This is a genomic window from Candidatus Pelagibacter communis (assembly GCF_001179925.1).
Lineage (GTDB): Bacteria > Pseudomonadota > Alphaproteobacteria > Pelagibacterales > Pelagibacteraceae > Pelagibacter > Pelagibacter ubique_E.
Genome location: NZ_CVSF01000005.1, coordinates 1 through 13,995, shown reverse-complemented (window position 1 = coordinate 13,995; position 13,995 = coordinate 1). Strand labels below are relative to the sequence as shown.

Genomic DNA, 13,995 nt, shown 5'->3' with positions numbered 1-13,995 from the left:
GTTAAAAAATAAATAATCAATATTAAAGATATTTTGTTACAATTTTTTCAATACCAACAAAGTCTTTAATCAAGTGATTATGGTAAATTTCGGTTATGTTTTTTTCAGTATAACCATCTTCAAGTAAAATTATCGGAATTCCAGCATCTCTTGCAGCGTTAGCATCAGTCTCACTATCTCCAATCATCAAACTTTTATTTACATTTCCATCAAGAATTTCAATTACTGAAGTTAAATGCCTTGGGTCTGGTTTACAGTAATCAAATGTGTTATGTCCGGCAACATATTCAAAAAATTTATATATTCCAATTTTCTTTAAAAGATCGACCGCCAAATGCTCTTGTTTGTTTGTACAAACTGCCATTAATATATCTTGTTTTTTAGACCACACTAAAAATTCTTTTACACCATTGATCAATGTACTTTCATTAACAATATTCTTTCCGTAATAATCTATAAATTCTTTTACCATTTCTTTCTTAATTTTTTCGTCCTGAACTTTTCCAAATTCTTTTTTTGCTTGTCCCCAAATTGATCTGCCAAGCATAGCGCTAGCGCCTTGTCCAACTAAACTTCTAATCTCTTCGGTAGACTTTGTGGGATATCCAAAATTTTTCATTACATGATTATGAGCACGCATTAAATCAGGCGCTGTATCAACTAAAGTTCCATCTAGGTCAAAAAGAATTATAAATTTTTGTTTCATAATACAAAGTATTTTTAAGAAATATTTTGTGAATTAAGAAAGATATATACTTAATATAAAGAATTTCAAAGATGAAACAATTAAAATTAAAAGATACACAAAATACTTTGAGAAACAGATTCTTAAAATTAGGTGTTAAAATGATTGGACCTGAAACAGTTTTTTTTTCGAAAGATACTAAGATTGGAAAAAATGTTACAATAGAACCATATGTAGTCTTTGGAACAAAAGTTAAAATAGGAAATAATGTTACCATTAAATCTTTTTCCTATTTAGAAAATTGTAAAGTTGAAAATAAAGTTGATATAGGTCCTTACGCCAGAATAAGACCCGGAACAGTCTTAAAAGAGGGATCTAAAGTTGGTAACTTTGTAGAAATTAAAAAAAGTATTTTAGGCAAAAAATCTAAAGCAAACCATTTAACATATATAGGTGATAGTCTTATAGGCAAATCTGTAAATATCGGTGCAGGAACAATTACTTGTAATTATGATGGAGTGAAAAAAAGTAAAACAAAAATTAAGGATAATGTTTTTATAGGATCAAATTCAGCATTAGTGGCTCCTATAACAATTGATGAAAATAGTGTTATCGGCGCTGGTTCAGTGATTACCAAAAATGTAAGAAAAAAATCTTTAGCTCTTACAAGAAGTTTACAAACTGAAATTAGAAACTATAAAAAAAAGAAAAAATAATTATGTGTGGAATTATAGGAATAAATAGTAATAAACCTGTTTCGGCAACAATTATCAATTCTTTAAAAAAGTTAGAATATAGAGGATATGACTCTGCTGGCATTGCAACGCTCTCAAGTGGTCAAATCAATGAAGTTAAATCAGAAGGTAGAGTTGATAATTTAGAAAGAAATTCTTTAGTTCAATCTATGGAGGGCACTATTGGAATAGGTCATGTTAGATGGGCCACACATGGATTACCTAATAGTGTAAATGCACATCCTCATTCTTCTCAAAATGTATCAGTGGTTCATAATGGTATAATTGAAAATTCAACTTTGTTAAAAAAATTTTTGGTAGGCAAAGGACATAAGTTTAAATCTCAGACTGATACTGAAGTTATTGTTCATTTGATTACCGAACATCTTAAAAATTATGATATTGTAAATTCAATTAAAAAAACTTTGAAATCTCTTCATGGAAGTTTTGCTTTAGGAATAATTTTTAAAGATCAACCAGATCTAATTATCGGAGCAAGAAGAGGTTCACCATTAGCAGTTGGATATGGTCCTAATGAAAATTATTTAGGTTCAGACTCTTACGCTTTAAAAGCAATGACAAATAAAATTACCTATTTAAATGATGGTGAATTCTGTGTGATTAAAAAAGATCATGTAGAGTTTTTTAATGAGGAAGGAAATAAGATAAATAAAAAAGTCCTAGAATTATCATCTGATGAGGAAAAATATGACAAAGGTGAATACAAACATTTTATGGCTAAGGAAATCGAGGAACAACCAATTACATTAAAAAATGGAATAAAAGAGTATATTGATAATTCTAATAACGATATAAACATTTATAACTTTCCTTGGAAAATAAATGAAATTTCCTCAATAACTTTGATAGGTTGTGGCACTGCATATCATAGCTGTTTAATGGCTAAATATTGGTTTGAAGAATTAACTTCGTTAGATGTAAATGTAGATATAGCGTCTGAATTTAGATACAGAAAAAATAGGTTTAAAAAAGAGACATTATATATTTTTGTTTCGCAATCAGGTGAGACTGCAGATACCTATGCTGCTTTAGATTTATGCAAAAAAAATGGAATGAAAACTTGTGCAGTTGTTAACGTAATAGAAAGTTCTATTGCAAGAGACTCTGAGTTTGTTTTACCAATACATTGTGGAACAGAGATTGGTGTAGCATCCACAAAAGCATTTTTAGGCCAAATCTTAATATTATATATATTAACCTTAAAATTAGGTTTTTTAAGGAAAGATTTGAATAAAGATTTATTTTCAAAAAAACTTAGAGATTTAAAAGAATTACCAAATTTAGTTGATCAAACTTTAATGATTGATCATAAGATACAAACAATATCCAATACTTTTAATGAAGCAAAAGGATCAATGTTTTTAGGTAGAGGATTTTCATACCCTATCGCTTTAGAGGGTGCTCTAAAGTTGAAAGAATTATCATATATTCATGCAGAAGGCTATCCAGCAGGTGAAATGAAACATGGACCATTGGCTTTAATTGAAGAAGGAATGCCAGTAGTGGTTTTGGCACCAAGAGATAACTACTATAAAAAAACTATCTCAAATATGCAGGAAGTAATTGCAAGAGGAGCAAAAGTTTTATTAATTACTAATAAAAGTAAAGATGAAGTTGTTTCTGAAAATATTTGGGAAACGCTAGAGGTTGAGACTACTAATGGGGATTTACTACCTTTTCTTCTAACAATACCATTACAGAAATTAGCTTATTATTCTGCATTAAAAAAAGGTTTTGACATAGATAAGCCTAGAAATTTAGCTAAATCTGTCACCGTTGAATAATAAAAAAACTCTGATACAACAATCTTGGGTTGAACATGAAAAATTGGAAAATAAATAGCTGGAGAAAATTCCCAGTAAAACATATTCCGGAATATCCGGATAAAAAAGAATTGGATCAAGTTTTAAATAAGATTAAAACTTTTCCACCTCTTGTTTTCGCCGGTGAAACTAGACATCTAAAACAACAACTTGCTGAAGTTGTTGATGGAAAAGCTTTTTTATTACAAGGTGGTGATTGTGCTGAAAGTTTTGCTGAATTTCATCCAGATAATATAAGAGACACATTTAAGCTAATGCTTCAAATGTCATTGGTTTTAACTTATTCCGCTTCATTGCCAGTTGTTAAGTTGGGTAGAATTGCTGGACAGTTTTCTAAACCAAGAAGTTCGCCAGTTGAAGTTAAAAATGGAATTGAATTACCAAGCTACTTAGGTGATAATATAAATGGTATAGAGTTCAATGGGAAAGCAAGAGTTCCTGATCCAAAAAGATTATTCAAAGCATATTCTCAATCTGCAGCTACTTTAAATTTAATAAGAGCATTTTCACATGGTGGTTTTGCAGATCTTAAAAAAGTTCATACTTGGAATCTGGGTTTTATAAAAAAAAGTCCTGAAGCGAAAAGATTCAAAGAATTAGAAGATCAAATTGCAAATGCTTTAGCATTTATGGATGCGTGTGGAATTAATTCAGATTTTAACAGAAGGTTGAAGACAGTTAATTTTTGGACCTCACATGAAGCCCTACATCTTCCATTTGAGGAATCAATGACTAGAACAGACTCAACAACTGGTGAAAATCATGATACATCTGCACACTTTGTATGGATCGGGGATAGAACGAGACAACTCGATGGAGGACATGTTGAATTTTGCAGAGGTATAGAAAATCCTATTGGAATTAAATGTGGACCAACATTAAAGGCAGATGATTTAATTAATTTATGTAATAGAATAAATCCAGAAAATGAAAAAGGTAAAATTACATTAATATCAAGATTTGGCTGTGATAATGTTTCTAAACATTTACCTAAATTAATAAGAGCTATCAAAAAAGAGGGACTAAATGTGATTTGGTCTTGCGATCCATGCCATGGAAATACGATGCAAGCTTCAACAGGATTTAAAACAAGACCTTTCAACAGTGTTTTAAAAGAAGTTAAAAATGTCTTTGCTTGCCATCAAAGCGAAGGAAGTTACGCCGGAGGATTGCACATTGAATTAACTGGGCAAAATGTGACAGAATGCACAGGTGGAGCACAAAAAATTTCTGAAAAAGACTTATCTTCTAGATACCATACTCATTGTGACCCACGATTAAATGCTAATCAAGCTCTAGAATTAGCTTTTTTAATTTCAGATGAGATAAAAAAGAATAGCAGCTATTCAAAAAATGCTATTCAAGTGGCATCTTAGGCCATTGCTTTCCTGCAATAGGTGATTAAATATAAATTATGAGTCCTTCAGAAAAAGTAAAATATATATCCAATTGGATCAAATCTTATGTTGAAAAAATGCCAAACAAGGCAGAGTCTTTAGTTATAGGAATTTCTGGAGGAATAGATTCTTCGGTATCAAGCACATTAAGTGCCTTGACAGGTTTAAGGACGATTGTTTTATCTATGCCAATAAAACAAAAAGAAAATCAACATGATCTTAGCTTGAAACATCAAAAATGGTTAACTGAAAAATTTAAAAATGTTGAGGCTCATACTATTAATTTAGATGAACTGTTTAAATCTTTTTCATCAACTTTAAATAAATTTGATAACGAACATGGCTTCGCTAACTCTAGAGCTAGATTAAGAATGGCCACTTTGTACCAGGTGGCTGCTGCAAATAAAGGCATAGTTGTTGGTACAGGAAACAAGGTGGAAGATTTTGGAGTAGGTTTTTATACAAAATATGGAGATGGTGGAGTTGATATTTCACCTATAGCTGATTGTAATAAAACGGAAGTTTGGGAACTTGGAAAAGAATTGGGTATTTTAAAAGAAATAATTGATGCTCCTCCAACAGATGGTCTTTGGGACGATGGTAGAACTGATGAAGGCCAATTAGGTTTCAAATATGAAGATTTAGAGGATGCCATGATAAATCCAAAATCACCTCATAAAGAAGAATACGAAAAAATCAGAAAACAAAATTTGCATAAAATGGAGCCTATTCCAGTGTGCAAAATTCCCAGTTAATCAATTAGATTAACAAATCACCAAATAAGGTATATTTCTAAATCTATTGATATGGATATTTTTTTAACAAATAATTTAACAAATAAAAAAGAACAATTTGTTCCAAATGATAAAAAACATATAGGAATGTATGTGTGTGGACCAACTGTTTATGATGATCCACATATTGGTAATGCAAGACCATTAGTTATTTTTGATATTCTTTATAAATTACTAAAGAAAAGTTATTCGAACGTTACATATGTTAGAAATATTACTGATATAGATGATAAAATAATTAAAGCATCGCAAGAGCAAAAAATTTCTGTAAAAGAGTTAACTGAAAAAATAACCAAAAACTTTTTAGATGATTGTAAGTTTTTGATTTGTGAAGAACCTACTCATCAACCTAAAGCAACAGAACATATTAAACTAATGATTGAGATGATTGATCAATTGATTAAAAAAGGTTACGCATATGAAATTAACAATCATGTTTATTTTGAATTAAAAAAATTTTCTGATTATGGAAAATTATCAAATAAAAAATTAGATGATTTAATTGCTGGATCAAGAGTTGAAATTAGTGAAAATAAAAAAAATTCTGAAGATTTTGTATTATGGAAGCCATCCAAGGAAAATGAACCTTATTGGGACTCACCTTGGGGTAAAGGAAGACCTGGTTGGCACTTAGAATGTTCAGCTATGTCAAAAAAGTTTTTAGGAGATCAATTTGATATTCATGGAGGTGGAATAGACTTAATTTTTCCTCATCATGAAAATGAGATTGCTCAATCTAGATGTGTAAATGATACAAAAATATTTGCAAATTATTGGGTGCATAATGCTTTTATTACAATATCAAACGAAAAAATGGCAAAGTCTCAGGGAAATATTTTAAAGATCAAAGATTTTAAAAATAAAATGAGCGGTCAAGTATTAAGATTAGCACTAATTAGCTCTCATTATAAACAACCTCTTGACTGGAATGAAAAATTATTAGATGAGTGTCAAAATACTTTAGATAAATGGTATCGTGTTTATTCATCTGATATCGAGTCTGTTGAAATTAATGATGAAATTTTGAAACCTTTATATGAGGATTTAAATACTCCTGGCTATATAGCTAACCTACATAAACTTTATGAGCAAGCCAATAAAGGAAAGAATGTAGAACTATTTATATCTGCTTGTAAATTTGTCGGTTTATTAAAAGAAAATGAAAAACAATGGGAAAAGCATAAAAAAGATAAAGTTTCAATAAGCGAAATTGAAATAAACAATAAAATTGAACTAAGAAACAAAGCAAGGTCAAATAAAAATTATAAAGAAGCTGATAAAATAAGAAATGAACTTTTTGATAAAGGTGTTTTAATAGAGGACAAAGATGGTAAAACACTTTGGAAATTTAAATGAGTAAAGAGAGATTATATATTTTTGATACAACACTTAGAGATGGAGCTCAAACCCAAGGAGTTGATTTTTCAATTAAGGACAAAGAAAAAATTGCACTAGCTTTAGATAATTTAGGTGTTGATTATATAGAAGGAGGTTGGCCAGGTGCAAATCCTACAGATACTGAGTTTTTTCAAAAAAAACATAATTTTAAAAATTCAAAACTAACGTGTTTTGGAATGACTAAAAAAATAGGTCGTAGTGCAGAAAATGATACAGGTTTATCATCATTAATGAATTCAAATACTTCCTCAGTCTGTTTAGTAGGAAAATCATGGGACTTTCATGTAGATGTAGCTCTAGGTATTACAAACGAAGAAAATTTAGAAAACATCAGTGAAAGCACAAAACATTTTGTGAAAGCTAATAAAGAATTTATGTTTGATGCTGAACATTTTTTTGACGGTTATAAAGCGAACTCAAAATATGCAATTTCTTGTATAAAAGCTGCATATGATCATGGTGCTAGATGGATTGTATTGTGTGATACTAATGGTGGAACACTTCCTCATGAAGTTTCAAAAATTGTTTCTGAAGTCTCAAAAATTGTTCCAGGAAAAAATTTGGGTATTCATGCACATAATGATACTGGAAATGCAGTTGCTAATTCACTAGCAGCAGTAATATCTGGAGCAAGACAAATACAAGGTACAATTAACGGACTTGGGGAAAGATGTGGTAATGCAAATTTAATGTCTTTAATCCCAACTTTTTTTTTAAAAAAAGATTTTTCATCAAAGTTTGAAATCGGTGTCAAAGCAAGTAATATTAAGAATTTAACTGAATGTTCAAGATTACTGGATGAAATTTTAAATAGAAAACCAAATCAACATTTGCCTTATGTTGGAGCAGCTGCTTTTTCTCATAAAGGAGGTTTACATGTTTCCGCAGTTCAAAAAGATCCAAAAACATATGAGCATATAGATCCAGAAGAAGTTGGAAATAATAGAAACATAGTTGTTTCCGATCAGTCCGGAAAATCTAATATAATTTCAAGGCTTAAAAGTATTAAAGTTGATATTAAGGAAAATGATCCAAAAATTAAAAAATTATTAGATGAAGTTAAAGATAGAGAATTTATTGGATACAGTTACGATGGAGCAGACGCTTCATTTGAATTATTAGCAAGAAGAATTATTGGAGAAATTCCAAGATATATATCAATTAATGAGTATGACGTTTCTGTAAAAAAAAAAAAATCTGGTGAAATAGTTTCATCTGCTAAAGCACAATTAGAGGTTGATGGAGAAAAAATTATTTGTGAAGGAGAAGGTAACGGACCAGTTAATGCTTTAGATAATGCTATAAGGCAAAATGTTGATCGATTAGCAAAATATTCAAAATATTTAAAAGATCTAAAATTAGTAGATTATAAAGTAAGAATCTTAAACACTGGAACGGAAGCTGTCACTCGAGTTTCTATTGAAAGCACAGACTCTAAAGGAAAAAATTGGTTCACCATTGGAGTTTCAACTAATATTATTGAAGCTTCTTTTAAAGCATTAATTGATAGTTTAGATTATAAACTATTTAAAGACAATGCGCCTGCAAGTAAGTAATGAAAATTAAGAAGTTTTCAAAAAAACCAGAGGATTTAAATGATAGGATTGGAGCAAAGCCAATAGTTTGTTACCCAAATAACAACTTAGAGAATAACAACTTAGATGTGCTTCATGAGGCAAGAAAACATTTAAATAAAATAGATGAAATTATAATTCCACCACGAGATGCAAAATCATTCAAAGTAAAGTCAGGAAATTTTTTTAGAATAGAAAGTGTTGAGGGTCCTCAAGTCGGTGATTTAAACTTATTTCAGGCAAATAACCTTGATGAAAAATTCTATTCAGGAAAAACTAGAGCTCTTTACGGAACTCATATTTCAGTAGGTGATAAACTTTTTAGTTGTTTTCCATATTTAAGATCATTAGCGACTATTACTTGGGACACCTTAGATTGGTATGACTATGATGAAGATGGAGGATCAGTGCATGATGTAATAGGAACAAGGTGTGATCCATATACTTCAAAATTAATATCAGGAAAAGATTATCATTATTGTTGTCATTCAAATTTGACTAGAGCTTTGGTTAAAGAAAAAAAAATGAAATTAGATGATGCAGAAAAAATTGTTCATGATGTTTTAAATGTTTTTATGTTAACTGGTTTTACTAATGACACTAAACAATACTTTATGAAATCTAGCCCAGCTAGACCTGGAGATTATTTAGAATTTTTTGCTGAAACAGATTTATTAGGCGTTTTATCAGCTTGTCCCGGTGGTGATTGTGGCTCTGAGCATTCTTCAGATGTTGCAAAATGTTTTCCATTAAAAGTTTCTATTTGGAATGTGAATAAAAAATATTTACAAGGAATTAAATTTTCAGAAGTGTCATCATATAACAAAGACCACGGTTTAACTAAATAAAATGAGTAAAAATAATATATTCTTTATTCTTCATAAAACTCAATTATCTGAAAATATAGGATTATGCGCTAGAGCAATGAAAAATTTTGATTTTAAAAAATTAATTTTAGTAAATCCAAAACCCATTTTCCCAAATGACAAAATATTAGCTACAGCAGTTGGTGCAAAAAATATAATAAATAAAAGTAAAGTATATCAAAATTTAGAAGATGCTTTAAGAAATACTGATATCGTGATAGCAACATCTGCAAGATTTAGAAATAAGAATATTAGGCATATTAATCTTGAAGATCTTAAAAAAATTGATTTTAAAAGAAAAGTAGCTTTTTTGTTTGGTTCCGAGTCATCAGGATTGTCTAATAATGAGATAAGTTATGCTAATTACACTTTACAAATTTCAACTAATCCTGAGTTTAAATCTTTAAACTTGTCACATAGTCTAATTATAATTGCTCAAACTTTGTCAAGTATCTTAAAAATTAGAATTAAACCATTTAAAAAATCTAAAAAGGTTAAAACTGCTTCTAAAAAAGAAATTCAATCTATGGTAAACCTTTGTGTCAAAAATTTAGAAAATATAAACTTTTTTTAAACCTAAAGAAAAAAAACCTATTATGTTAGAAAATCTAAGAAATATTTTTTATAGGATGGACTTATCAGATAAAGAAACTCGTATATTATCAAGTGTATTTGCAAGTTTAGGCAAAAAACGTTGATTGACAAAATGATGTGTAAGTTTATAAACCCCGTATTCGAATGACAAAAAGAATAAACTCTAAACATAAAGTAGATAGAAGATTAAAAGTAAACCTATGGGGTAGACCAAAGAGTCCTTTTAATACTAGAGCTTACGGACCAGGTCAACATGGTCAGACCAGATCATCAAAACCATCAGATTATGGAATTCAACTTCAAGCAAAACAAAAATTAAAAGCCTATTATGGAAATATTAATGAAAGACAATTTAGAAATATATACAGAAAAGCTTCAATGCTCAAAGGTGATACAAGTGAGAATCTTATTGGTCTTTTAGAACGTAGACTTGATGCAATTATTTATAGAGCAAAGTTTGCAACAACAATATTTTCAGCAAGACAATTAATTAATCACGGTCACGTAAAAGTTAATGGAAAAAAAGTTAATATCTCATCCTACTTAGTTAAAGAAGAAGATACTATTGAAATTAGAGATAAATCTAAGCAGCTAGCAATTATAGATATTGCATTAGCTAATAAAGAAAGAGAAACTCCAGAATATATTCAGATGGATGAAAAAAATAAAAAATTAAAATTTATAAGAGTTCCAAAGTTTGAAGAAGTACCTTATCCAGTTGTAATGGAACCTAATCTAGTTATCGAATATTATTCTAGATAACATTATTTTTTAAAATTAATTCCTTTAGTCTCAAGAATTTTTTTTAGTTCTCCGTTCTCATACATTTCTTTAACAATGTCACAACCACCTATGAATTCTTTTTTAATATATAATTGTGGTATTGTAGGCCAGTCACTAAAAGTTTTAATACCTTCTCTAATTTTTTGATCTTCTAAAACATTTACGCCTTTAAAATTTATTTCAAGAATTTTAAGCATATTTGATACAGCCATGGAGAAACCACATTGAGGAGCGTCTGGGGTTCCCTTCATAAATAAACAAACATCATTATTGTCAATATGATTTTGAATTAAATTTCTTATTTGATCATCCATTTATTGTTCCTTTGTTTTAATTGCTAAAGCATGTAATTCATTACCCATTTTACCTTTTAATGAATTATATACCATTTTATGCTGTTCTATTTTACTTTTGCCTGAAAACTGAGACGAGGTAATAGTTGCTGAGTAATGGTTACCATCACCAGCCAAATCTTGAATTTCTACTGTTGCATCTGTTAAAGTTTCCTTAATCAAACTTTCTATTTCTTTTAGATCCATCGCCATAATTATTAACTCATATAGTTTATTAACCAATTCTTATTCGAAGTTTTTAATTCGTCAATTGTAACTTTTGTCTTGTCATCAATATATAACTGATTTTCGTTTATAATTCCAAGTTCATCAAAATGAACTGCGTTTTTATTAAGAATATCTGTTACTTTTTTGTAATTTTTTTTTGTCGATTTCAATTAAGTATCTTCCCTGATCTTCAGCAAAAAAATATTCAATTTGATTAATTAAATATTTTGGTTTTTTTAAATTTATTCCTTTATTTCCCTTTATACACATTTTGGAGATTGCAGTAATTATTCCACCTAACGAAACATCATGAGCACTTTTAATTAGTCCGTTATCAATTAATCTTAATAATGTTTCTCCATTATTTTTTTCATTAAAAAGATTTATTTCAGGCGGAGGCCCATTTTTTTCATCTAAGATATTTCTTGCAAATAAACTTTGATCAATATGGCCTTCTGTTTTACCAATTACTAAAACAAGGTTATCAACTTCCTTTAAATCCATTGTAATCATTTTTTCATAATCTTTAATCAAGCCAACACCTCCAATTGTTGGAGTAGGCTTAATTCCAACCTCTTTCGTTTGATTGTAGAATGACACATTCCCAGAGACAACTGGGAATTTAAGATACTCACTTGCTTCCCCAATTCCTTGAACACACTCCACAAATTCACCCATGTTTTCCTCATTTTCAGGACTACCAAAGTTTAAACAATTTGTAATAGCAATTGGTTTTGCACCGACACTAATTAGGTTTCTAAAATTTTCACAAACTACTTGTTTGCCTCCAGTTAGAGGATGGGCCCAACAATAAACAGCAGATGAGTCTACAGAAGTTGCAACTGCTTTTTTTGTTCCATGAACTCTTACAACTCCTGAGTCTCCACCAGGCTTTTGAATTGTATCACCCATTACAGTATGATCATATTGTTGCCAAATCCATTCTTTGCTACAAATATTAGGATTAGATAAAATTTTTTTTAATACATCAATAACTTTTAAATTATTTAGATCTTCTTTTTTAATCTTATTTTTTTTTGGTAGTTTTGCTTTTTTCCATTTACGATCGTACATTGGTGAGTTTTCAACCAATATATTTACTGGAATATCTGCAACTTTGTTATTATCAAAAAAAAGTTCTATTTTTTTTGATTTAGTTGTCTTACCAATTACAGAAAAATCTAAATTCCATTTATCAAAAATTTTTTTAGCTTGATCTTCTTTGCCATTCTCAAGTACGATAAGCATCCGTTCTTGACTTTCTGACAGCATAATTTCATAAGGTGTCATATTCGCTTCTCTTGTAGGAACTTTATTTAAATTTAGCTCAATACCAAGATTACCTTTTGATGCCATTTCTATACTCGATGAAGTTAGACCTGCAGCACCCATATCTTGAATAGCAATAATTGAGTCGCCAGCCATTAATTCCAAACAAGCTTCAAGAAGTAATTTTTCTGTAAAAGGATCTCCCACTTGGACAGTAGGTTTTTTTTCCTCTATTTTTTCATCAAAACTTGCTGAAGCCATACTGGCTCCATGAATTCCATCACGTCCTGTTTTTGAACCTACATAGATGACTGGCTTGTTCAAGCCAGCAGCTTTGGAATAAAAAATTTTATCTTTTTTTACTAAACCCACTGTCATTGCATTTACTAAAATATTTCCGTTATACGAACTATCAAAACATGTTTGACCTGCGATTGTAGGAATACCCATACAATTCCCATAACCACCTATACCTTGAACTACACCTCTTAATAAATTTTTAGTTTTTTTGTTCTGAGGTGATCCAAAATGTATTGAATTTAAATTTGCTATTGGTCTTGCTCCCATTGTGAAGACATCTCTCATTATTCCACCTACACCAGTTGCAGCTCCTTGATAGGGTTCAATAAACGATGGATGATTATGGCTCTCAATTTTAAAGACAATCGCATCCTTATCTCCTATATCTATTACCCCAGCATTTTCTCCAGGTCCTTGAATTACGTATTTTCCATTTGTGGGAAGTTTTTTTAAATGAAGTCTTGAAGACTTATAAGAGCAATGTTCATTCCACATTGCTGAAAAAACTCCAAGTTCAGTTATGTTTGGAATTCTTTTTAATAATTCACATATTTTTTTATACTCATCTTTTTTTAATCCATGATCAAGAGCTACTTTTTCGTTTACAATCATTTAATGTTGTTTATTAAATTATTAAAAAAAATAGATCCATCTTCACCTGATAATGATTTATCTATCATTCTCTCAGGATGGGGCATCATTCCTAAAACATTTTTTTTTTTATTAAATATCCCAGCAATATTTTCAATTGATCCATTTGGATTAAATTCATCTTGTATTTTTCCATTTTTATCACAATAATTAATTGCAATTTGATCATTATCATTAATTTCTTTTAATTGATCACTTGTACAAAAATAATTTCCTTCATTATGTGCTATATGCAATTCCAAAATATCATTATCGATGTTTTTAAAAAAAGTATTTTGTTTATTGTGAATTTTAACAAATACATTTTTACATATAAATTGAAGATATTTATTTCTTAATAGAACACCAGGAACCAAACCTGTTTCAACTAAGATTTGAAAACCATTACAAATGCCCATAACCATTCCACCAGAATTTGCAAAACTAATAATCGAGCTCATTATTTTTGATTTTGATGCCATACTTCCACATCTTAAATAGTCTCCATAAGAAAAACCGCCCGGAAGAACAACCAAATCACTTTGTGGTAATTGAGTGTCATTGTGC

General features: G+C 29.7%; 13 protein-coding genes and 1 pseudogene. 9 read left to right on the top strand and 5 right to left on the bottom strand.

Translation table 11 applies throughout. The annotated features are described in order from the left end of the window. Window positions 1–22: 22 nt before the first annotated feature. The gene (locus AMN70_RS00300; protein WP_075500936.1) at window positions 23–706 is read right to left on the bottom strand and encodes an HAD-IA family hydrolase; all 684 of its coding nucleotides are present in this window, start codon (window positions 704–706) and stop codon (window positions 23–25) included. A 71-nt stretch (window positions 707–777) separates the two neighbouring features. On the opposite strand from AMN70_RS00300, the gene AMN70_RS00295 reads away from it, so the two are divergent. The 9 genes from AMN70_RS00295 to rpsD all read left to right on the top strand — a co-directional run bounded on the left by AMN70_RS00295 (window position 778) and on the right by rpsD (window position 10,648). Continuing rightward, complete coding sequence (locus AMN70_RS00295; protein ID WP_075500934.1) at window positions 778–1,401, top strand: DapH/DapD/GlmU-related protein; 624 nt, start codon at window positions 778–780, stop codon at window positions 1,399–1,401. Window positions 1,402–1,403: 2 nt separating this feature from the next. Then, window positions 1,404–3,224 carry a glutamine--fructose-6-phosphate transaminase (isomerizing) gene (gene glmS, locus AMN70_RS00290; RefSeq protein WP_075500932.1) on the top strand — a complete coding sequence of 607 codons (1,821 nt, stop codon included), beginning with the start codon at window positions 1,404–1,406 and terminating at the stop codon, window positions 3,222–3,224. 35 nt (window positions 3,225–3,259) lie between these two features. Further along, window positions 3,260–4,639 (top strand): class II 3-deoxy-7-phosphoheptulonate synthase, encoded by a 1,380-nt coding sequence (locus AMN70_RS00285; protein WP_075500930.1) that lies wholly within the window; start codon window positions 3,260–3,262, stop codon window positions 4,637–4,639. Window positions 4,640–4,677: 38 nt separating this feature from the next. After that, window positions 4,678–5,415 carry an NAD(+) synthase gene (gene nadE / locus AMN70_RS00280; RefSeq protein ID WP_075500928.1) on the top strand — a complete coding sequence of 246 codons (738 nt, stop codon included), beginning with the start codon at window positions 4,678–4,680 and terminating at the stop codon, window positions 5,413–5,415. Between the two features lie 51 nt (window positions 5,416–5,466). Beyond that, window positions 5,467–6,810 (top strand): cysteine--tRNA ligase, encoded by a 1,344-nt coding sequence (gene cysS, locus AMN70_RS00275; RefSeq protein ID WP_075500926.1) that lies wholly within the window; start codon window positions 5,467–5,469, stop codon window positions 6,808–6,810. Beyond that, window positions 6,807–8,408: a citramalate synthase gene (cimA, locus tag AMN70_RS00270; RefSeq protein ID WP_075500924.1), complete on the top strand. Its 1,602-nt coding sequence runs from the start codon at window positions 6,807–6,809 to the stop codon at window positions 8,406–8,408. The genes cysS and cimA overlap by 4 nt, the downstream gene beginning before the upstream one ends. After that, on the top strand, window positions 8,408–9,274 hold the full coding sequence (locus AMN70_RS00265) for an urea carboxylase-associated family protein (protein WP_075500922.1): 867 nt from the start codon (window positions 8,408–8,410) through the stop codon (window positions 9,272–9,274). The genes cimA and AMN70_RS00265 overlap by 1 nt, the downstream gene beginning before the upstream one ends. A gap of 1 nt (window position 9,275) precedes the next feature. Next, the gene (locus tag AMN70_RS00260) at window positions 9,276–9,866 is read left to right on the top strand and encodes an RNA methyltransferase (protein WP_256998007.1); all 591 of its coding nucleotides are present in this window, start codon (window positions 9,276–9,278) and stop codon (window positions 9,864–9,866) included. A gap of 164 nt (window positions 9,867–10,030) precedes the next feature. Next, window positions 10,031–10,648, top strand: coding sequence for a 30S ribosomal protein S4 (gene rpsD / locus AMN70_RS00255; RefSeq protein ID WP_075500920.1), 618 nt, complete (start codon window positions 10,031–10,033; stop codon window positions 10,646–10,648). 2 nt (window positions 10,649–10,650) lie between these two features. On the opposite strand, the gene grxD is transcribed toward rpsD, so the two are convergent. From grxD to purQ, 4 genes and pseudogenes are all read right to left on the bottom strand, one after another. Continuing rightward, the gene (grxD, locus tag AMN70_RS00250) at window positions 10,651–10,983 is read right to left on the bottom strand and encodes a Grx4 family monothiol glutaredoxin (RefSeq protein ID WP_075500918.1); all 333 of its coding nucleotides are present in this window, start codon (window positions 10,981–10,983) and stop codon (window positions 10,651–10,653) included. Next, the gene (locus AMN70_RS00245) at window positions 10,984–11,214 is read right to left on the bottom strand and encodes a BolA/IbaG family iron-sulfur metabolism protein (protein WP_075500977.1); all 231 of its coding nucleotides are present in this window, start codon (window positions 11,212–11,214) and stop codon (window positions 10,984–10,986) included. A gap of 5 nt (window positions 11,215–11,219) precedes the next feature. Next, window positions 11,220–13,410, bottom strand: a pseudogene (gene purL / locus AMN70_RS00240) (phosphoribosylformylglycinamidine synthase subunit PurL). Next, the coding region (gene purQ, locus AMN70_RS00235) for a phosphoribosylformylglycinamidine synthase I (RefSeq protein ID WP_075500917.1) at window positions 13,407–13,995 on the bottom strand (589 nt) is incomplete at its 5' end. The pseudogene purL and the gene purQ, both read right to left, overlap by 4 nt.

Coding starts and splice junctions, on each gene's coding strand:
- nadE (WP_075500928.1), top strand. CDS start 4,678: ATGAGTCCTTCAGAAAAAGTAAAATATATATCCAATTGGATCAAATCT.
- AMN70_RS00260 (WP_256998007.1), top strand. CDS start 9,276: ATGAGTAAAAATAATATATTCTTTATTCTTCATAAAACTCAATTATCT.
- cysS (WP_075500926.1), top strand. CDS start 5,467: ATGGATATTTTTTTAACAAATAATTTAACAAATAAAAAAGAACAATTT.
- grxD (WP_075500918.1), bottom strand. CDS start 10,983: ATGGATGATCAAATAAGAAATTTAATTCAAAATCATATTGACAATAAT.
- glmS (WP_075500932.1), top strand. CDS start 1,404: ATGTGTGGAATTATAGGAATAAATAGTAATAAACCTGTTTCGGCAACA.
- AMN70_RS00300 (WP_075500936.1), bottom strand. CDS start 706: ATGAAACAAAAATTTATAATTCTTTTTGACCTAGATGGAACTTTAGTT.
- AMN70_RS00285 (WP_075500930.1), top strand. CDS start 3,260: ATGAAAAATTGGAAAATAAATAGCTGGAGAAAATTCCCAGTAAAACAT.
- rpsD (WP_075500920.1), top strand. CDS start 10,031: ATGACAAAAAGAATAAACTCTAAACATAAAGTAGATAGAAGATTAAAA.
- cimA (WP_075500924.1), top strand. CDS start 6,807: ATGAGTAAAGAGAGATTATATATTTTTGATACAACACTTAGAGATGGA.
- AMN70_RS00265 (WP_075500922.1), top strand. CDS start 8,408: ATGAAAATTAAGAAGTTTTCAAAAAAACCAGAGGATTTAAATGATAGG.
- AMN70_RS00295 (WP_075500934.1), top strand. CDS start 778: ATGAAACAATTAAAATTAAAAGATACACAAAATACTTTGAGAAACAGA.
- AMN70_RS00245 (WP_075500977.1), bottom strand. CDS start 11,214: ATGGCGATGGATCTAAAAGAAATAGAAAGTTTGATTAAGGAAACTTTA.